At 71.6% G+C, this 17,285-nt stretch carries 17 protein-coding genes and 1 pseudogene; 8 read left to right on the top strand and 10 right to left on the bottom strand.

The features are described 5' to 3' along the window. Window positions 1-32: 32 nt before the first annotated feature. Both ftsH and folE read left to right on the top strand, forming a co-directional pair. Complete coding sequence (gene ftsH, locus ACWDZ4_RS22935; RefSeq protein ID WP_344495331.1) at window positions 33-2,066, top strand: ATP-dependent zinc metalloprotease FtsH; 2,034 nt, start codon at window positions 33-35, stop codon at window positions 2,064-2,066. A 123-nt stretch (window positions 2,067-2,189) separates the two neighbouring features. Continuing rightward, the gene (gene folE, locus ACWDZ4_RS22940) at window positions 2,190-2,795 is read left to right on the top strand and encodes a GTP cyclohydrolase I FolE (protein WP_451510264.1); all 606 of its coding nucleotides are present in this window, start codon (window positions 2,190-2,192) and stop codon (window positions 2,793-2,795) included. Window positions 2,796-3,107: 312 nt separating this feature from the next. On the opposite strand, the gene ACWDZ4_RS22945 is transcribed toward folE, so the two are convergent. The 6 genes from ACWDZ4_RS22945 to ACWDZ4_RS22970 form a co-directional block, all read right to left on the bottom strand. After that, complete coding sequence (locus ACWDZ4_RS22945) at window positions 3,108-3,590, bottom strand: DUF3180 domain-containing protein (RefSeq protein WP_451510265.1); 483 nt, start codon at window positions 3,588-3,590, stop codon at window positions 3,108-3,110. A 93-nt stretch (window positions 3,591-3,683) separates the two neighbouring features. Beyond that, window positions 3,684-4,283 (bottom strand): 2-amino-4-hydroxy-6-hydroxymethyldihydropteridine diphosphokinase, encoded by a 600-nt coding sequence (gene folK, locus ACWDZ4_RS22950; protein ID WP_451510266.1) that lies wholly within the window; start codon window positions 4,281-4,283, stop codon window positions 3,684-3,686. Then, window positions 4,280-4,639 (bottom strand): dihydroneopterin aldolase, encoded by a 360-nt coding sequence (gene folB, locus ACWDZ4_RS22955; RefSeq protein WP_451510267.1) that lies wholly within the window; start codon window positions 4,637-4,639, stop codon window positions 4,280-4,282. The genes folK and folB overlap by 4 nt, the downstream gene beginning before the upstream one ends. Window positions 4,640-4,829: 190 nt before the next feature. Further along, entirely contained in the window at window positions 4,830-5,282 is a 453-nt protein-coding gene (locus ACWDZ4_RS22960; RefSeq protein WP_451510268.1) for a nuclear transport factor 2 family protein, read from the bottom strand. After that, complete coding sequence (gene folP, locus ACWDZ4_RS22965; RefSeq protein ID WP_451510269.1) at window positions 5,279-6,148, bottom strand: dihydropteroate synthase; 870 nt, start codon at window positions 6,146-6,148, stop codon at window positions 5,279-5,281. The genes ACWDZ4_RS22960 and folP overlap by 4 nt, the downstream gene beginning before the upstream one ends. A 16-nt stretch (window positions 6,149-6,164) precedes the next feature. Then, window positions 6,165-6,617 carry a MarR family winged helix-turn-helix transcriptional regulator gene (locus ACWDZ4_RS22970; protein WP_451510270.1) on the bottom strand — a complete coding sequence of 151 codons (453 nt, stop codon included), beginning with the start codon at window positions 6,615-6,617 and terminating at the stop codon, window positions 6,165-6,167. A gap of 111 nt (window positions 6,618-6,728) precedes the next feature. On the opposite strand from ACWDZ4_RS22970, the gene ACWDZ4_RS22975 reads away from it, so the two are divergent. After that, window positions 6,729-7,655 carry an NADP-dependent oxidoreductase gene (locus ACWDZ4_RS22975; protein ID WP_451510271.1) on the top strand — a complete coding sequence of 309 codons (927 nt, stop codon included), beginning with the start codon at window positions 6,729-6,731 and terminating at the stop codon, window positions 7,653-7,655. An 88-nt stretch (window positions 7,656-7,743) separates the two neighbouring features. Here ACWDZ4_RS22975 and ACWDZ4_RS22980 read toward each other — a convergent pair. Beyond that, window positions 7,744-9,060 (bottom strand): annotated as a pseudogene (locus ACWDZ4_RS22980) (phosphatidylglycerol lysyltransferase domain-containing protein); the annotation flags it as partial. Window positions 9,061-9,241: 181 nt separating this feature from the next. Next, window positions 9,242-10,408, bottom strand: coding sequence for an ABC transporter ATP-binding protein (locus ACWDZ4_RS22985; RefSeq protein WP_451510272.1), 1,167 nt, complete (start codon window positions 10,406-10,408; stop codon window positions 9,242-9,244). A 129-nt stretch (window positions 10,409-10,537) separates the two neighbouring features. Here ACWDZ4_RS22985 and ACWDZ4_RS22990 point away from each other — a divergent pair, with 129 nt between their 5' ends. From ACWDZ4_RS22990 to ACWDZ4_RS23005, 4 genes are all read left to right on the top strand, one after another. Further along, complete coding sequence (locus ACWDZ4_RS22990; RefSeq protein ID WP_451510273.1) at window positions 10,538-11,278, top strand: ABC transporter permease; 741 nt, start codon at window positions 10,538-10,540, stop codon at window positions 11,276-11,278. A 3-nt stretch (window positions 11,279-11,281) separates the two neighbouring features. Next, window positions 11,282-11,968 (top strand): ABC transporter permease, encoded by a 687-nt coding sequence (locus tag ACWDZ4_RS22995; protein WP_451510274.1) that lies wholly within the window; start codon window positions 11,282-11,284, stop codon window positions 11,966-11,968. Between the two features lie 49 nt (window positions 11,969-12,017). Further along, complete coding sequence (locus ACWDZ4_RS23000) at window positions 12,018-12,998, top strand: ABC transporter substrate-binding protein (protein ID WP_451510275.1); 981 nt, start codon at window positions 12,018-12,020, stop codon at window positions 12,996-12,998. Between the two features lie 85 nt (window positions 12,999-13,083). Beyond that, the gene (locus ACWDZ4_RS23005; RefSeq protein WP_451510276.1) at window positions 13,084-14,133 is read left to right on the top strand and encodes a hypothetical protein; all 1,050 of its coding nucleotides are present in this window, start codon (window positions 13,084-13,086) and stop codon (window positions 14,131-14,133) included. A 6-nt stretch (window positions 14,134-14,139) separates the two neighbouring features. Here the strand turns inward: ACWDZ4_RS23005 and ACWDZ4_RS23010 are convergent, their stop codons facing one another. Together ACWDZ4_RS23010 and ACWDZ4_RS23015 are read right to left on the bottom strand one after the other, a co-directional pair. After that, window positions 14,140-14,829 carry a response regulator gene (locus ACWDZ4_RS23010; protein WP_451510277.1) on the bottom strand — a complete coding sequence of 230 codons (690 nt, stop codon included), beginning with the start codon at window positions 14,827-14,829 and terminating at the stop codon, window positions 14,140-14,142. A gap of 55 nt (window positions 14,830-14,884) precedes the next feature. After that, window positions 14,885-16,087, bottom strand: a complete 1,203-nt coding sequence (locus ACWDZ4_RS23015) for a sensor histidine kinase (protein WP_451510278.1) — start codon at window positions 16,085-16,087, stop codon at window positions 14,885-14,887. A gap of 96 nt (window positions 16,088-16,183) precedes the next feature. Between ACWDZ4_RS23015 and ACWDZ4_RS23020 the strand changes: the two genes are divergently transcribed. Next, entirely contained in the window at window positions 16,184-17,164 is a 981-nt protein-coding gene (locus ACWDZ4_RS23020) for an SAM-dependent methyltransferase (RefSeq protein ID WP_451510279.1), read from the top strand. The last annotated feature ends 121 nt before the right edge of the window (window positions 17,165-17,285 follow it).

The raw sequence follows: 17,285 nt of genomic DNA on the forward strand, positions 1-17,285 counted from the left end.
AGGAGGGACGGGGCGACTGCCGCCCCGTATGGATGGACGTGAAGCGATACTTCCGTGGGCCGGTCATGTGGATCGTGCTGGCCGTCCTCGCCGTGGTCGTGTTGATGCAGGTTGTCGGCTCGTCCGGCGGCTACAAGACGGTGGACACTGCCGAGGTCGTCCAGACGATCGACAAGAACCAGGTCAAGCAGGCCAAGCTGACGACCGGTGACGAACAGGTCATCAAGGTCGAGCTGAAGAACGGCCAGAAGGTCAAGGACAGCAGCAAGATCCAGGCGAGCTACATCGGCGACCAGGGCGTCGCGCTCGCCAACAAGCTGCAGTCGAAGTTCGACAGCGGGGACATCGAAAAGGGCTACACGGTCTCCCCCACCAAGCAGAACGCCTTCGTCGGGATTCTGCTCTCCCTGCTCCCCTTCGTCCTCATCGTGGTCGTCTTCCTGTTCCTGATGAATCAGATGCAGGGCGGCGGCTCCCGGGTCATGCAGTTCGGCAAGTCCAAGGCCAAGCTCATCACCAAGGACACCCCGAAGACGACGTTCGCCGACGTGGCGGGGTCCGACGAGGCGGTCGAGGAGCTCCACGAGATCAAGGAGTTCCTCCAGGAGCCGGCGAAGTTCCAGGCCGTCGGCGCCAAGATCCCCAAGGGTGTGCTGCTGTACGGCCCGCCCGGTACGGGCAAGACGCTCCTCGCGCGTGCTGTCGCGGGCGAGGCCGGCGTCCCGTTCTACTCGATCTCCGGTTCCGACTTCGTCGAGATGTTCGTCGGTGTCGGTGCCTCGCGGGTGCGTGACCTCTTCGAGCAGGCCAAGGCGAACGCCCCGGCGATCGTCTTCGTCGACGAGATCGACGCCGTCGGCCGGCACCGCGGTGCCGGCATGGGCGGCGGTCACGACGAGCGCGAGCAGACGCTCAACCAGCTGCTCGTCGAGATGGACGGCTTCGACGTGAAGGGCGGCGTCATCCTGATCGCCGCCACGAACCGGCCCGACATCCTCGACCCGGCGCTGCTGCGCCCGGGCCGCTTCGACCGGCAGATCGCGGTCGACCGCCCGGACCTCATGGGCCGCCTGGAGATCCTCAAGGTGCACGCGAAGGGCAAGCCGGTCACGCCGGAGGTCGACCTGCGGGCCGTCGCCCGTCGTACGCCCGGCTTCACCGGCGCCGACCTGGCGAACGTGCTGAACGAAGCCGCCCTGCTGACCGCCCGCAGCGACAAGAAGCTGGTCGACAACCACGCGCTGGACGAGGCGATCGACCGTGTCGTGGCCGGACCGCAGAAGCGGACCCGGATCATGAGCGAGAAGGAGAAGAAGATCACCGCGTACCACGAGGGCGGACACGCCCTGGTCGCGGCGGCTTCTCCGAACAGCGACCCGGTGCACAAGGTCACCATCCTGTCCCGCGGGCGCGCCCTCGGTTACACGATGGTGCTCCCGGACGAGGACAAGTACTCGACCACGCGCAACGAGATGCTGGACCAGCTCGCCTACATGATGGGCGGCCGTGCGGCCGAGGAACTGGTGTTCCACGACCCGACCACGGGCGCTTCGAACGACATCGAGAAGGCCACCGCCACGGCCCGCGCGATGGTCACCCAGTACGGCATGACCGAGCGCCTCGGCGCGATCAAGTTCGGCCAGGACGGCTCCGAGCCGTTCCTCGGCCGTGACATGGGTCACCAGCGCGACTACTCGGAAGAGGTCGCCGCGCTGGTCGACGAAGAGGTCAAGAAGCTCATCGAGACCGCGCACAACGAGGCGTGGGAGATCCTCGTCGAGAACCGCGACGTTCTCGACAACCTGGTTCTGGCCCTCCTGGAGAAGGAGACGCTGAACAAGGAGGAGATCGCCGAGATCTTCAGCCCGATCGTGAAGCGCCCGGCCCGCCCCGCGTGGACCGGTTCTTCCCGCCGTACGCCGTCCACCCGGCCGCCGGTGCTCTCGCCGAAGGAGCTCTCCCTCACCAACGGCGCCACTGCCAACGGTGTGACTCCCGCGGTGACGGCCGGTCCCGTGGACACCCCGGCCACCGAGGCGGTCCCCGAGGAGCGCCCCGAGAGCTGATCGCTCCGGCGCCCTGCGGGGCCCGGAATGAACGCCGCGTCCTCCAGGTTTTAGCCTGGGGGACGCGGCGTTTTCGTACGCCTGCACGTTTGCGGCATGTGAAAGCACAGGAACGAGGCACAGATGACCGACCCGGTGACGTTGGACGGCGAAGGCACCATCGGCGAGTTCGACGAGAAGCGGGCCGAGGACGCCGTACGTGAGCTCCTCATCGCGGTCGGGGAGGACCCGGACCGGGAAGGGCTGCTGGCCACGCCGGGGCGCGTGGCGCGGGCGTACCGGGAGATATTCGCCGGTCTGTGGCAGAAGCCCGAGGACGTGCTGACGACGACGTTCGACCTGGGCCACGACGAGATGATCCTGGTCAAGGACATCGAGGTGTTCAGTACGTGTGAACACCATCTGGTCCCGTTCCGCGGGGTCGCCCACGTCGGGTACATCCCGGCGGCCACCGGCAAGATCACCGGCCTGTCGAAGCTGGCGCGGCTGGTCGACGTCTTCGCCCGCCGCCCGCAGGTGCAGGAGCGGCTCACCACCCAGGTCGCCGACTCCCTGATGGAGATCCTGGAGCCGCGCGGTGTGATCGTGGTCATCGAGTGCGAGCACATGTGCATGTCGATGCGCGGCATCCGCAAGCCCGGCGCGAAGACCATCACCTCCGCGGTGCGCGGCCAGCTCAGGGACGCGGCGACGCGCAACGAGGCGATGAGCCTGATCATGGCCCGTTGATATCCGGCCGACTCCCCCTGCCGGAAGCGGTGTGGTGCAAGCAGCGGGAGCATGGCTGAAAATCTTCTGCGCATACGCCGCCTGGGCGGTCTGGACGTGTCCGCACTCGGCTTCGGCGCGATGGTCCTCTCGCCCGCCCACATCCAGGAGAACCTGGCGGCCGCGCGGGTGGAGCTGCCCGACGGCGTACTGGAGCGGCTGGACGCGATCCTCGCGCGGACCCGCGTCGAGGGCGGCACGCTGCTGTACGGCGCCTGCGGGAAGCCCGAAGGACGCTTCCGAGCGCCCCTCCCCGAGGCGGCCCGGAAGGGCTCAGACCGCCGGGGCGGTGCCCTTGTCCTCGTCGTCGGGGAGCTTGCAGACCCGCTCCAGGAAGAACGCCGCCGCGACGACGCCCGCGCCCGCCAGGACGGACAGGCCCGCGTAGATGGCCTGGTCCCGGCGGGCGGGGACGTCGAGGCTGTCCATCAGCAGGAAGACGCCCACGCCGCCGTACATTCCGCAGACCAGGGACGCGACGAGCGCGCTCGCCTGGCCGAACACCACCGCGCGGGCCGCCATCAGCGGCTCCACGCCCTTCGCGCCCGGCCGGCGCTCACGCTGGGCGCGCAGCCGGGAACGGATCGAGAGGGCGGTCGCCAGGAGGACGACGGCGATCACGGCCAGCACGACGGGCGCCGCGAGCGGCACGCTCGGCAGTGTGCCGACCGTGTCCCAGAGCCGGGCGCCGCCCCAGGACAGGACTCCTGCCGCGGCGAAGAGACCGGCCAGCAGCCCGAGCCGAAGTTGCTTCACCGAGAGCGCCCCTCACATGCGGTCAGGATCATCCAGTCACGATCATCAGGTCACGGCCACTGCCGGCCCGTCACCGGTCCGTCAGCCTAACGACTACTCCGGCAGGCGGAGTTCCAGGTCGGGGCGGGGGAGTACGCCGCCCGCGCCGACGCCGTCGAGCAGCTCCCCGACGGGGCCGCGGCCGGGCAGCCGGGCCTCGGGGTCCACGTCGTGCCACGGGGCGAGCACGAAGGCCCGCTCGTGGGCGCGGGGGTGGGGGAGGGTGAGGGCCGGGTCCTCGGAGACCACGTCGGCGTACGCCACGATGTCCACGTCGATCGTGCGCGGACCCCAGCGCTCCTCCCTGACCCGGTCGAAGGCTTCCTCGATGGCCTGGCCGCGCTCCAGCAGGGAGGACGGCGGCAGGGTGGTCTTGATGACGACCACCGCGTTGAAGTACGACGGCTGGGTGCCGGGGTCGACGCCCCAGGGCTCCGTCTCGTACACCGGGGAGACGGCCTTGACCCGCAGGCCCGGAGTGTCCTCCAGGGCGTCGATCGCGCCCTGGATGGTCTCCAGGCGGTTGCCCAGGTTCGAGCCGAGGGAGATCACGGCCCGTTTCGGGTTGGACAACGTGATGTCCGCGGCGTCCACCTGCTCCACCACGGAGGCGGGTACCGGCTGCACGGTGGGGTCACTCGGTGTGCGGTTCATACTCGGCTCCGGGTGATGGTGATGGTCACGTCGTCGAAGGGGACCGTGATCGGGGCGTCCGGCTTGTGGAGGCAGACCTCGACCTCCTCCACGCCGTCGTGCTTGAGGCACTGCTGGGCGATCCGCTCGGCGAGCGTCTCGATCAGGTCGACCGGTTCGCCCTGGACGACTTCCACGACCTCCTCCGCCACGACGCCGTAGTGCACGGTCTTCGCCAGGTCGTCGTCGGCCGCCGCGGGGCGGGTGTCGAGACCGAGCACCAGGTCGACGATGAAGGTCTGGCCTTCCTCGCGCTCCCGGGGGAACACGCCGTGGTGCCCACGGGCCTTGAGGCCGCGCAGCGCGACACGATCCACGCGAATCACTCCTGCTGTCGTAGAGAACAAGGGCACCTGCCGAGTGCGGTCGGCCTGCCACCCTCGCCCGAATCTACCTGCGAGTACTGACAGCGGCCGCCCACGGGGGCTATGGACAGAAGCTCGTCCGGCTGGTAGCCGCCCCTACCCAGGGAGTCCGGACGCCAACCTTCCACAGGCCCCTACCCACTCAGGCGGGTGTCTCGTCGTCCTCTTCGTCATCGGTTTCGGCCAGAACGGGAGACCCGTGGTGCGACCACAGCTTCCAGCCCTCCTGGGTGCGCCGGAACACATTGGTGGCCACGATCAGCTGGCCGACCAGCGGGCCCAGCTCGCCGGCCTCCTCGGCCGGGCCGCCGCTGAGCGTGTTCTCGGTGCAGGTCACCACCGCGGTGTCGGCCAGCACCGTCACCTTCACGTCCGTGAGGAAGAACTGGATGTACTCCGTGTTGGCCATGATCAGGGCGTACGAGCGGAGCACCTCGCCGCGTCCCGTCAGCACCGGCCAGCCCGGGTGGACGCAGGAGACCTCGTCCTCCAGCCAGAGCGTCGACAGCTCCTCGAAGTCACCGCGCTCCACGGCCTCGTAGAACGCGGTGTTGGCCAGTTCGACCTGCTCGACGTCCGTGGGGGTGGGGCTCACCGGGCTCCCTCTACGGCCCGGGCGACCCGTACGGCGTCGGCGGTCGCCCGTACCTCGTGGACGCGCACCGCCCAGGCGCCCTCGTGGGCGGCGATGGCGGAGACGGCGGCGGTGGCCGCGTCCCGTTCGCGGGCGGGCGGCGGTGCGGCTCCCTCGCCGGCCTCGGCCGCCAGTACGCGGCCGAGGAACCGCTTGCGGGAGGCGGCGACCAGGAGGGGGCGGCCCAGGGCGCGCAGGTCCGCGAGGTGGGCGACCAGGGCCAGGTCGTGTTCGGCCTGCTTGGCGAAGCCCAGGCCCGGGTCGACGACGATGCGCTCGGGGGCGATGCCGCCCGCGATCACGGCCTCCACGCGCGCGTGCAGCTCGGACACGACCTCGCCGACCACGTCGGCGTAGACCGCCCGGCTGTTCATCTGCTCGCTGAAGCCTCGCCAGTGCATGACGACGAAGGGCGCTCCGGCCGCCGCGACCGCCGGGATCATGGCGGGGTCGGCCAGACCGCCGCTGACGTCGTTGACCAGGACCGCGCCCGCCGCGACCGCCTGTTCGGCGACGGCGGCGCGCATGGTGTCCACGGAGACGGTGACGCCCTCGGAGGCGAGGCCGCGCACCACGGGGATCACCCGCTTCAGCTCCTCGTCCGCGTCGACGCGGGAGGCGCCGGGGCGGGTCGACTCGCCGCCGACGTCGATCAGGTCGGCGCCCTCGGCGGCGAGGGTCAGGCCGCGCTTGACCGCGGCGGTCGTGTCGAACCAGCGGCCGCCGTCGGAGAAGGAGTCGGGCGTCACATTGACGACCCCCATCACCGCACAGCGGTCCCACTCCGGCAGACCCTCGACCCGGCCACGCGTGCGCAACGTACTCATGCGTCCAGCGTAGGCGTCAGGCGCTGGTGCCCGGACCGCGCGCACCGCAGAAGACGCGCCCGAGGAGGTCGTGGAGGATGGCGCGGCCGGAGTCGTCGAGGGCGTCGAGGGCGGCATGGGTGGTGTGCATGCGGGCCCGGATGGCGTCGACTGTCTCCTCGCCCGCGGGGGTGAGGACGACGTTCTTGACGCGGCGGTCGGTGGGGCTGACCTCGCGGCGTACGAGATCGCGCTTCTCCAGCCGGTCGACGATTCCGGTGATGTTGGAGGCGTCGCAGGCCAGGGTGGTGGCGAGGGCGCGCATCGAGGCGGGGGCCGCGCGCAGCACGCCGAGGGTCTTGGCCTGGCTGGCGGTGAGGCCCGCCTCGGCGGCGGCCAGGGAGAAGTCGCCGTAGTAGCCGCTGAAGGCCTCGGCGATCCGTTCCATGAGCTGGGCCCTGGTGGGAGTCGTCCGGATTGTCTCTGCCATGGGGGCAGCCTATCGCCCGAAACTTGACGTTCTCAAGCATTGAGGTCTACCGTGCGGTTATTAGTTGAGTATCTCAAGTAATTTCTTCGCGCTTGTCTCAGGAGCAGCACCATGAAGGCCATCACCTACCGTCACTACGGCACCCCGGACGACCTCGAGTTCGGCGACGTGCCCGAGCCCAGGCTCGGCCCCGACTCCGTACTGGTCCGGGTCAGGGCCGCCGCGGTCAATCCCGTCGACTGGAAGGTCCAGGCCGGTCACCTCGACTCCGCGCTGGCCGCGGTCTTCCCCGTCGTCCCCGGCTGGGACGTCGCGGGCGTCGTCGAGCGGGCGGGCGCCGGAGTGACCGAGTACGGGCCGGGCGACGAGGTCATCGGGTACGTGCGCGAGGACTTCGTCTCCCGCGGCACCTTCGCCGAGTACGTCGCCGCGCCCGTGCGCACGCTGGCACGCAAGCCGGCGAACCTCTCCTTCGAGGAGGCCGCGGGGCTGCCCCTGGCCGGCCTCACCGCGTACCAGGCCCTCGTCCGCCACCTCGAGGCGGGCGAAGGGGACACGCTGCTGGTGCACGCGGCGGCGGGCGGCGTCGGTTCGCTCGCGGTGCAGATCGCGCGCGCCTTCGGCGTGCGGGTCATCGGCACGGCGAGCGAGCGCAACCACGACTACCTGCGGTCCCTGGGCGCCCTCCCGGTGACGTACGGCGAAGGGCTGGCCGGCCGTGTCCGGGCGCTCGCACCCGAAGGCGTCGACGCCGTGCTCGACCTCGTCGGCGGCGACGCGCTCAAGCTCTCGCCGGAGCTGCTCGCCCCCGGCGGCCGGCTGGTCTCCGTCGCGGACGGCGCGGTCACCGGCCTCGGCGGCACCTACCTCTTCGTACGCCCCGACACCGCCGATCTGACGGCGCTGACGGAGCTGGCCGAGCGCGGCGCGCTGACCGTCGAGGTGGCCGCGGTCTTCCCGCTGGAGAAGGCGGCCGAGGCCCTGCGGCTGAGCAGGGAAGGCCACACCCGCGGCAAGATCGCGATCAGCGTCGGCTGAGCGCCGTGACGGGCAGGCCGTCCGGCCGCTCGTGATCACCGGCCCGCGCCCGTGCGAGGTGCGCGCTCGGGCGCGGCACCGGCACCGGCCCCGTGCCGGGCTCCCCGGCGGGGCCGGGCACCATGGGGGCACCGCGCGCGGTGTCCGGGCCGCGCCGGTCGGCGGCGGCCCGCCCGATGCCCTCCGGCCCGGTGTCGCCGAGGTCACGGACGCGGTGCACGCGGGTCTCGCAACCGCCCTGTCCGATGCGCCGGGCCATCCGGCGTACGGTGCGCGCGGCGCGCCCGGCCAGGGAGAGACCCGGCACGTGCACCACCGCTTCGTCCCCGGGCTCCAGCGCGTCGAGCCCGCTCTCGCGGACCCACACCTGACCGCCGATCGCGCTGCAGCCCCTCACGGCGGGGGTCCAGGAGTGGGCCCTGGCCTCGTCCAGGAAGCGTTCGATGGCGCCCGGCCATGCCTCCACGTCGCCGATCGGGTCGCCGTCGGCGAGCATCACGCCGGAGGTGACGCGGTAGGTGACGGCGGCCTTGCCGCTGGGGGAGAAGACGACGGCCCGGTCGTGGCGCGGTGCGAAGTGGCCCGGAAAGTCGCGGCCGCCGTACCGGGCCAGCAGGGCGCGCAGCCGCTGCTCCTCGTCGGCGGTGAGACGGGCCGCCGGCTGCTGGGGCCGCAGGGCCAGGTAGACGGTGGTGACGGCGGTGAGCAGGCCCAGGGCGCCGAGCGAGTAGCCGACGGTCGAGGAGATTCCGCCCGTGTAGCCGACGGGGCCCTCGAAGCCGAAGAGCCCGTACAGGACGTGCTCCAGACGCTCCGCCACACTCGGGTCTCCGACGACATCCGCCGGGTGCGAGCTGACGACGACCAGGCCGATGACGAGCGAACCGGCGCCCAGGAGAACGAAGTTGGCGAGCGCCTTCCAGCGGCTGCGCGGATCGGGCAGGGCCGCGAACTCGCCGCGGTGGCGCCCCAGGAGGACCAGCAGCGCCACCGGGAGCAGCACGCCGATGACCGAGTGCCGGTACGTGAACTGCGCCGCCGCCCCGGCGGGCAGCAGGACCACGGCGGCCCGCCACGCACGGCGTTTGTGGCGCTTGAGGCCGTGCGCGAGAAGTAACAGCAGTACGCCCGCGCCGATCGCGAGAGCGGCCGCGAACGGACCGAGCGCCCCGGGCAGCACCTCGGCGACGGTGTGCGTCCTGCTGTGCCGAAAGCGCGGGAAGACGCCGGCGGCGATGTCGAGGATGCCCACGGCCGCGCAGGCCGTACCGACCAGGAAAGGCACCCGCTCGGGACGCGGGCCCCGCAGAATCCGCCGTATCGGCAGGAACCGCCGTGTCCGCCGTGTCCGCCGTGCTCGGTCCGGAACCGCCCCTGAGTTGTCGCCGTCCAGGCTGATAGACATCGCTTCCCGTGGCTCCGCGAGAGATCGTCTGTCCGTGGCCGAGGCATCCGGACAATTTGCGCCCTCTAGGACGGCGCATCCGGGAGGCGGGTTCACTCGCGCGCGGAAAATCCTCAGCCGGAAAGCCGGTGGACGAACCGGTGGACGAGCCGACGGCTGAGCCGGGGGACGAGCCGGTGGTTCAGCCTCGGCCGACGGACTCCACCTCCACCGCCGTACGGGGAACGGCCTGTGCGTCCGCGTCGATGGAACGGCGCAGCGCCTCGTGGAGACGGGCCGGGGTGAGCACACCGAGGAAGCGTCCCGCGCCCTCCTCGTCGACGACGGCGATCCACCCCGCGTCGTGCTGGAGCATCGTGGAGAAGGCCTGCTTGAGGGAGGCGCCGACGGGCAGCCACGCCTCCATGCGGCGGGCGTGTTCACGTACGGTCCCGGTGGCCGTCCGTGCCTGTTCGGCGGAGATCCAGCCGTGCAGATCGTCGGCGCTGTCGAGGACGACGGCCCACCGGGCGCCCCTGGAGGCCAGCTCGGCGGCAGCCTTCCCGACCGGGTCGTCGAGGTGGACGACCGGCGGCTGCTCCAGGTCGCCCGGCTCGACGGGCGTGACGGAGAGGCGCTTGAGGCCGCGGTCCGCGCCGACGAAATCCGCGACGTACGGGGTGGCGGGCGCTCCGAGGACGGCGGCCGGGGCGTCGAACTGCTCGATCCTGCCCTGCCCGTAGACGGCGATGCGGTCGCCGAGCCGGACGGCCTCCTCGATGTCGTGGGTGACGAAGAGGACGGTCTTGCGCACCTGGGACTGGAGCCGCAGGAACTCGCTCTGGAGGTGCTCGCGGACCACCGGGTCGACCGCGCCGAAGGGCTCGTCCATCAGGAGTACGGGCGGGTCGGCCGCCAGGGCCCTGGCCACGCCGACGCGTTGGCGCTGGCCGCCGGAGAGCTGGTCGGGGTAGCGGTGGCCGTGGACGGACGGGTCGAGGCCGACCAGGTCGAGGAGTTCGGCGGCGCGCTCGCGGGCCTTGGCGCGTTTGACGCCGAGGAGATGGGGCACGGTCGCGGTGTTGTCCAGAACCGTCTTGTGGGGGAAGAGGCCGACCTGCTGGATGACGTAGCCGATGCGGCGGCGCAGCCGCACCGGGTCGATGGTGGAGATGTCGTCCCCGTCGAGGAATATCCGGCCGCCGGTCGGCTCTGTCAGCCGGTTCACCATCTTCATGGTGGTGGTCTTGCCGCAGCCGGAAGGACCGACGAGCGTGACCAGTTCCCCCTCGGCGACCTCGAAGGAGAGGTCGTCGACGGCGGTGGTGCCGTCGGCGTACCGCTTGGTGACGTGCTCGAAACGGATCATGACTCCCCATTGTGGCCGGTCCGGTGTCACGACCATGGTGCGGGAAGGTGACGGATTCCGGTGGCTGTCAGTGGCCGGGGATAGGGTCGTCAGACACAAGTTCGGGATCTCGGGGGGAGGCGGGGCGGCATGAGCGGCCGGAGCTGCCTGACGGCGAACGACTGGATCTGCGGGGAGTACGTCCGCTCCCGGAGCCAGGAGTTGACCGACGCGACCGTCCAGCATGTCTGGATCACGCTGGTCTCCGTGCTGATCGGCCTGCTGATCGCCTTCCCGCTGGCCCTGCTCGCGCGGGGCCGGGACGGACGCCGGTCCCGGTTCGCGGGGCCGGTCCTCGGCCTCACGACCGTGCTCTACACGGTCCCCTCGCTGGCGATGTTCTCGCTGCTGCTGCCGGTGTTCGGGCTTTCGGCGGCCGTGGTGGTCACGGGCCTTGTCCTCTATTCGCTCACCGTCCTCGTGCGCAACATCCTGGCCGGGCTCGAAGCGGTGCCGGCGGAGGTGCGGGAGGCCGCGCTGGGGATGGGGTACGGCCGCGGGCGGCTGCTGTGGGAGGTCGAACTGCCGCTGGCGCTCCCGGCCCTGCTCGCCGGGGTGCGGATCGCGACCGTTTCGACGGTCGCCCTGACGACGGTCGGCGCGATCGTGGGATACGGCGGTCTGGGGACGCTGATCGTGGACGGCCTCGACTCCCTCTTCAAGGCACAGGTGCTCGCCGCCTCGGTGATCTGTGTGCTGCTGGCGGTGGCGGCGGACCTGCTGCTGCTCGGGCTGCAGAGACTGCTGACGCCCTGGACCCGGCCGCGCACACCGCGCATACGTACCGCCCGCACCACCTCTGTACCCGCCTCTGCCACGAAGGCCGGCTGATCCATGGGAGCGATCGGGGAAGCCTTCGCCTGGCTGGCGGCCGGTGCCAACTGGCAGGGCGAGAGCGGGATCTGGAACCGGCTCGGCGAGCACCTGTACTTCAGCGGCGTGTGCCTGCTGCTGTCCTGCCTGATCGCGCTGCCGGTGGCGCTCTGGCTCGGGCACGTGGGCCGGGGCGGCGCGCTCGCCGTCAACCTCTCCAACGCGGGGCGGGCGGTCCCCACCCTCGCGGTGCTGGTCCTGCTGACGCTCACCCCGCTGGGCAGGCAGGGCGACCTGCCGACGATCATCGCGCTGGTGCTGTTCGCCGTACCGCCGTTGCTGACCAACGCGTACATCGGCATGCGGGAGGTGGACCGGGCGGTGGTGGAGGCCGCGCGCGGGATGGGCATGTCGGGGTGGCAGTTGTTCGTACGGGTCGAGCTGCCCCTCGCGTACCCGCTGGTCATGACCGGGCTCAGGTCGGCGGCCGTCCAGGTGGTCGCCACGGCCACGCTCGCCGCGATGGCGGGCGAGGGCGGCCTCGGCCGGATCATCACGGCCGGCTTCAACACGTACAACACGCCGCAGGTGGTGGCGGGCGCGCTGCTCGTCGCCGTCCTCGCGCTCCTGGTCGAGGGAGTGCTGGTGGCGGCGGACCGGCTGCTCGACCCGATGCGGCGGCGCGGCGCGGACCGGCCGGCCGCCTGACGGACTCTCCGGTTGGTTTCCCTACTTCTTCTCTTGGATGGTGAACGTCATGAGCAGGACCTCGCGCACAGCGGGTGCGGTAGTGGCCGTGATCGCGCTGGCCGGCGGGCTGGCGGCATGCGGCGGCAAGAACCTGGAGGAGGGCGGGACCGGTGGTGCGACCGAGGCCGGTGCGGCCGGAAAGAAGGGGTCGCTGGTGGTGGGTTCGGCCGGCTTCACCGAGTCCAAGGTGCTGGCCGAGCTGTACGCGCAGCTTCTCTCCGACGCCGGATACGGCACCTCCGTCAAGACCGTGGAGAACCGCGAACTGTACGCACCCGCCCTGGAGAAGGGCGAGATCGACGTCGTACCGGAATACGCCGCTACGCTTGCCGAATTTCTCAACGCGAAGGTGAACGGCCCCGAGGCGCCGGAGAAGAATCCGGTCGCGTCCAGCGATGTGACCGCCACCGTCGAGGCACTGGAGAAGCTCGCGGAGCCGCGCGGACTGAAGGTGCTGCCGGCCGGCGGGGCCGTCGACCAGAACGCCTTCGCGGTGAGCAAGGAATACGCCGGGAAGAACAACCTCAAGACCCTTTCCGATCTTGGTAAGTCCAAGCTGAAGGTGAAGATCGCGGCGGGCGACGAATGCGAGATCCGGCCCTTCTGCGCACCGGGACTGAAGAAGGAGTACGGGATTGACGTCACCGGCGTCGACCCCAAGGGCGTGGGCACCCCGCAGTCCAAGCAGGCCGTCAAGGACGGGGCCGACCAGCTGGTGCTGACCACGACGACCGATGCGACGCTGGAGAGCTTCGGGCTCGTCCTCCTGGAGGACGACAAGAAGCTCCAGAACGCCGACAACGTACTGCCGGTGGTCAATGCGAAGGACGCCGGAACGCAGGAGATAGCCGACGCTCTCGGCAAGCTCACTAAGGTGCTCACGACCGATGATCTGGTGGAGCTGAACCGCAAGATCGACTCCGACCGGACGAAGCCCGCCGACGCGGCGAAGGAGTATCTGGAGTCGAAGGGTCTGATCAAGAAGTAGATCCTGCAGGGAATTGGGTAACCGCCCGGGAACAGATTGCCGGGCGGGTCCCCATCTTCCGCGTACGCACGGTAAATTTCAGGCCATGCCACGTGGACGCCACCGCCATTCGCCACCCCTGCACAAGATCCTTACGCCTTCGGCGGTCGCCGGCGCGTCGATACTCTGCGCCGCCGGCGCCTGGTTGTTCGCGGAACCGGTGGTGTTGCGCGGCCTGGTGGCCGCGGCCGCGGCCGCGGCGGTCACCGGCGCGGTTCTCATGCGTGACTGGGACCGGGCGGCGGGCCGGCGGGTGGCCGAGCTGACCCGGGCCCGGGTCAGCGACGAGTGGAAGACCGAGGAGCGGATAGCGGACCTCGAATCGGACCTGGAGGAGTCGCGCCGGCTGCGCGCCAGGCTCGACGTGAAACTGCGCGGCAAGCGGGTCGAGCTGGCCGCCCTGCGCGGCGAGCACGCCGCCCTGCTGCGGCGCTACGCGACCGCGGAGACCGAGCGGGCCAGCGCGCTGGAAGGCCGGCGACTGCTGGCGATCGAGATGTCGGCCCCCGCGAAGGCCCTGCCCGCGGTGGGCAGTTCGCCGACGCCGTCCGCGTACCTGCGGGCGTCCATGGCGCTGGACCGGCTCGCGCGCAACGCGGCGGACCAGCAGGCCCGGAGGACGCGCGAAGTACGCGACCGTGACGAGCGGGGCCCCGCCGGCCAGGGGCGCGAGACCCAGGGGCACAAGAGCCGGGGACGCGGGGTGGAGGAGCCGGAGGGGAAGCACGAGGCGGCCGCCGGTACCGACGCCGTGTCCCTTCCGGACCGCGCGCGCCCGTCGTCCGCCATCGCCCCGCGCCGCTTCGCGGCCGCCTCCACGGACAAGCCGTACGCCGCCCAGCGCCGCCGCGCCTCGCGCGTGGAGGGCGGCTTCGACTTCTTCGGCACCCAGAAATCGCAGAAGTCGCAGAAGTCGGCCGAGGCGGCGATCGAAGCAGTCCAGGACGAGGACCTCGCGGACGTGGTCGGCCAGGAGGCCCTGGCGGCTGCGCACCGGGACTCGGCGGCCCCGGTGGTGGGCCAGGTCATCGACCTGACGGCCCATGACGAAACGGAACAGCTCGACGTGGTGGAGCTGCGCAGCGCGATCTCGTGAACGGGCCTACGCGGACGCGTGGCCTCCGCCACCCGCGCGGATCAGCCCCGATTCGTACGCCAGGACCACGACCTGGACGCGGTCGCGCAGGTTGAGCTTGGCCAGGATGCGGCCGACATGGGTCTTGACGGTGGCCTCCGAGAGCACCAACCGGGCCGCGATCTCGCCGTTCGACAGCCCCTGCGCCACGAGCAGCATCACCTCGCGCTCACGGTCGGTCAGCCGGGCCAGCGCGATGTCGGACGCCTTCGTCTCCTTGCCCGAACTCGGCAGCATCGGCGAGAAGCGGTCCAGCAGGCGCCGCGTGGTCGACGGCGCGACGACCGCGTCCCCGCTGTGCACCGAGCGGATGGCGGCCAGCAGTTCGGCCGGCGGCACGTCCTTCAGCATGAAGCCGCTGGCCCCCGCCTTCAGCCCGGAGAACGCGTACTCGTCCAGGTCGAAGGTGGTCAGGATGAGGACCTTCGGCGCCCCGGGATCCGCGCAGATGCGCCGCGTCGCCTCGACCCCGTCCAGCTTCGGCATCCGTACGTCCATCAGAACGACGTCCACCGCCGTGGCGCGCAGCACCTCGATCGCCTCCGCCCCGTCGCCGGCCTCGGCGACGACCTCCATGTCCGGCTGGGCGGCGAGGACCATCCGGAAACCGGTGCGCAGCAGCACCTGGTCGTCTACGAGCATCACGCGGATGGACATGGGGTGGGGTGCCTTTCGTCGGCGTAGGCAGGGGGGAGAGGAACAGGAAAGGGGCTCAGTGGGCCGGCTTGAGCGGAAGCAGCGCGCTGATCCGGAAGCCGCCGCCCGGCCGCGGCCCCGCGTCGAGCGTGCCGCCGACCATACCGACGCGCTCGCGCATGCCGATGAGGCCGTGGCCCTGCCCGTCAGCGCCGCCGTCCTCGTACAGGTCGTGCGTCGCGCCCCGCCCGTCGTCCTCGACGAGCAGGCCGAGCCCGTCGTCGAAGTAGACGAGCCGCACGCTCGCGCCCACGTCCGGACCGCCGTGCTTGCGCGCGTTGGTGAGGGCCTCCTGCACGATGCGGTACGCCGTGAGCTCCACCCCGCTCGGCAGCGGCCGGGGCGTGCCCTCGACCTTGAAGTCGACCGTCAGCCCGGCCGTCCGCACCTGCTCCACGAGGTCCTCGATCTGCTCGACGTCGGGCTGCGGCACGTACTCGCCGCCCTCCTGGGGCTCGCCGGTCCGCAGGACGCCCAGCAGCCGCCGCATCTCGGCGAGCGCCTGGCGCCCGGTCGTCGAGATGGTCTCCAGCGCCTGCCTGGCCTGCGCGGGCGAGGCGTCCAGGACGTACGCCGCGCCGTCCGCCTGGACCACCATCACGGAGACGTTGTGTGCGACGACGTCGTGCAGTTCGCGGGCGATACGGGCCCGCTCGGCGGCGACGGCCACCTTCGACTGCGCCTCGCGCTCCTTCTCCAGGCGCGTGGCGCGCTTCTCCAGCTCGGCGAAGTACGCGCGCCGGGTCCGCAGCGAGTCGCCGAGCACCCACGCCAGCGCGAACGGCAGGGCCATGACGATCACGAAGAAGACCGACGCGAGGACCGGGCCGCTGTTGGGCGGGGGCCAGCGCAGTTGCGCCAGGGGAGCCGCGGCCAGGCCGCCGCCGAGCGCGACCCGCGAGGCCCAGCGGGGCCCGTCGCTCGCGGCGACGGTGTAGACGATGACGAGCATGGCCCAGTCGGCCGGATTGACCTCCACGTCGAACACGAGCTGGGCGACGCCCAGCAGGAGGGTCAGCAGCAGCATCTTCTCCGGCGCGCGGCGGCGCAGGGCCACCACGAGGGAGAGCAGCGCGACGATCGGAACGGCCGCGACGCGCGACGCGGTCTCCATGGACGCCTGGACGGCCCACAGCAGGGAGAACCCGAAGAGCATCACAGCCCAGAAGCTGTCGACACTCGTCGGGTGCCTGCGGAGGAAATCGTAGAGGCGTTGCACGTAACCCAGCGTAAGGAAAACGGAGAGGTGCAGGGGTCAACCGGAGGAGCGATCCGGTGGGCCGGAGCCTACTCCCCAAGGTGGAGACTTGGTGTCGTGACGGATGAGTGGCATGGGTGGCGGGAGGCGGCGGAGCAGGCGCTGTACGGCCCCGGGGGTTTCTACGTACACCCCGCAGGACCGGGCCCCTCGGGGCACTTCCGTACGTCGGTGCACGCGTCCGCGCTGTTCGCGGGAGCGGTCGCCCGGCTGCTCGGGGACGTCGACGCGTCGCTCGGCCACCCGCGGGAGCTGGCGCTGGTCGATGTCGCGGCGGGCCGGGGCGAGCTGGTGTCGGCGGTGCTCGCGGCGCTGGCGCCGGAGCTTTCGGCGCGCGTGAGGGCGTACGCCGTGGAACGCGCGCCCCGCCCGGCCGGCCTGGACGACCGCGTCGAGTGGCTCGCCGAGCCGCCGCCGGGCGTGGCCGGGCTGCTGTTCGCGAACGAGTGGCTGGACAACGTCCCGGTGGAGGTGGCCGAGACGGACGCGGCGGGTGTCGCCCGGTACGTCCTCGTACGCCGGGACGGCGAGGAGCGCCTCGGCGACCCGGTGACCGGGGCGGACGCCGAGTGGCTCGCGCGCTGGTGGCCGTTGCCGCGCGGCGGCGGGCCCGGACTGCGGGCGGAGATCGGCCGCCCGCGCGACGCGGCGTGGGCGGCGGCGGTCGCGACGCTCGACGCGGGCCTGGCGGTCGCGGTGGACTACGCCCACGGGCGGACGGCGCGCCCCCCGTTCGGCACGCTGACGGGCTTCCGGGCGGGCCGGGAGGTACGCCCGGTCCCCGACGGCACCTGCGACCTCACCTCCCACGTCGCCCTGGACGCGTGCGCGCTGCCGGGCGCGGAGCTGCTGTCGCAGCGGGAGGCCCTGCACCGCCTGGGCGTGACGGCGGGCCGCCCCCCGCTGGCCCTGGCGTCCACGGACCCGGCGGCGTACGTACGCGCGCTGGCGGGGGCGGGCGAGGCGGCGGAGCTCACGGCCCGGGGCGGTCTGGGCGACTTCACCTGGCTGACCCAGCCGCTCCCACCGACCGAGTGAGCGGCCACCGCTCCGCGGAGCCTCCGGCGGTGGCGGGAGGGGGCGTGCCGGGGCGCTCCCCGCAGGGCGCCGAACGCGACCACTCCGAAGAAATCCCCGTACCCGGGCGTTCGGCACCCGA

This window comes from Streptomyces sp. NPDC003016 (genome assembly GCF_053591455.1).

Bases quoted from the DNA above. Each gene is read 5' to 3' on its own strand.
- ACWDZ4_RS23000 (WP_451510275.1), top strand. From the start codon at position 12,018: ATGAGCAGGACCTCGCGCACAGCGGGTGCGGTAGTGGCCGTGATCGCG.
- ACWDZ4_RS23005 (WP_451510276.1), top strand. From the start codon at position 13,084: ATGCCACGTGGACGCCACCGCCATTCGCCACCCCTGCACAAGATCCTT.
- ACWDZ4_RS22970 (WP_451510270.1), bottom strand. From the start codon at position 6,617: ATGGCAGAGACAATCCGGACGACTCCCACCAGGGCCCAGCTCATGGAA.
- ftsH (WP_344495331.1), top strand. From the start codon at position 33: ATGGACGTGAAGCGATACTTCCGTGGGCCGGTCATGTGGATCGTGCTG.
- ACWDZ4_RS22990 (WP_451510273.1), top strand. From the start codon at position 10,538: ATGAGCGGCCGGAGCTGCCTGACGGCGAACGACTGGATCTGCGGGGAG.
- ACWDZ4_RS22975 (WP_451510271.1), top strand. From the start codon at position 6,729: ATGAAGGCCATCACCTACCGTCACTACGGCACCCCGGACGACCTCGAG.
- ACWDZ4_RS22995 (WP_451510274.1), top strand. From the start codon at position 11,282: ATGGGAGCGATCGGGGAAGCCTTCGCCTGGCTGGCGGCCGGTGCCAAC.
- ACWDZ4_RS22985 (WP_451510272.1), bottom strand. From the start codon at position 10,408: ATGATCCGTTTCGAGCACGTCACCAAGCGGTACGCCGACGGCACCACC.
- ACWDZ4_RS23010 (WP_451510277.1), bottom strand. From the start codon at position 14,829: ATGTCCATCCGCGTGATGCTCGTAGACGACCAGGTGCTGCTGCGCACC.
- folP (WP_451510269.1), bottom strand. From the start codon at position 6,148: ATGAGTACGTTGCGCACGCGTGGCCGGGTCGAGGGTCTGCCGGAGTGG.
- folK (WP_451510266.1), bottom strand. From the start codon at position 4,283: ATGAACCGCACACCGAGTGACCCCACCGTGCAGCCGGTACCCGCCTCC.
- folE (WP_451510264.1), top strand. From the start codon at position 2,190: ATGACCGACCCGGTGACGTTGGACGGCGAAGGCACCATCGGCGAGTTC.